The sequence below is a fragment of the Bacillus sp. P4_D3 genome, assembly GCF_056401855.1.
Map to the genome: position 1 here is coordinate 1 of NZ_JBFUIN010001077.1, position 855 is coordinate 855.

Annotated in this window: 1 protein-coding gene and 1 pseudogene; both read left to right on the plus strand. The window is 33.5% G+C overall.

Annotation, left to right across the window (positions count from 1 at the left end; translation table 11 throughout):
- The coding region (locus tag AC1DTM_RS29280; RefSeq protein ID WP_477001576.1) for an ABC transporter substrate-binding protein at positions 1 to 481 on the plus strand (481 nt) is incomplete at its 5' end.
- 283 nt (positions 482 to 764) lie between these two features.
- Positions 765 to 855: pseudogene (locus tag AC1DTM_RS29285) on the plus strand (peptide-binding protein); the annotation flags it as partial.

The window sequence follows — 855 nt, forward strand, 5'->3', positions numbered from 1 at the left end:
CTACGATACTGGTAATGCGAAAAAAGTTGGAGAATATATAAAAGATCAAATTGAGAAAAATTTAAAAGGTGTAACAGTAAATATTAAACTTCAGCCATTCAAGCAAAAACTAAAATTAGAAACTGAGCAAGAGTATGATATTTCGTTTGCTGGTTGGGGACCTGACTATGCAGATCCAATGACATTCTTAGATATGTTTGATTCTAAGCATTCTCATAACCAAATGAGCTTCTCTGATCCGAAATATGATGAAATGATCAAAAAAGCGGGCGGTGAATTAACGAATGATGCTAAAAAACGTTGGGAAGAACTAGGAAAAGCAGAGAAATTATTACTTGAAGAGGATGTAGCGCTTGTACCTATATACCAACGTGGAGATGCTTACGTTTTACAACCAAATATAAAAGGCATTGTTCACCATAATATTAGTCCAGAGTATAGCTTTAAATGGGCCTATGTAACCGAGAAAGACGGGAAATAATAGAATTTAAAAAAGCATTCCAAAAGTGGCTAATCTACTTTTGGAATGCTTTTTTTAGTGTAATTAAATAGAGAAGAATAAGGCGTATAGTACGGACATATAGTAGATGGGGGATAAATCATACTAAATTACGAAGGTTAAAATCAGAATATTTAAAATAAAACTATTTACAAATGCGAAAAAAAGAGTAGAATAATATTAGTTATAATTTTCAGAAAACTAATCGTTAGCAAGGGGTCTCTCAAGGGTTGGTATTGTACATATAATTGGGGAGGRTACAAAAATGAAGAGAAAAAAGATGAAAAAGTTAACAGCAGTTGTAGTACCAGTTTTAGCGATGAGCGTTGCATTGACAGCGTGCTCTGGATCAGGTG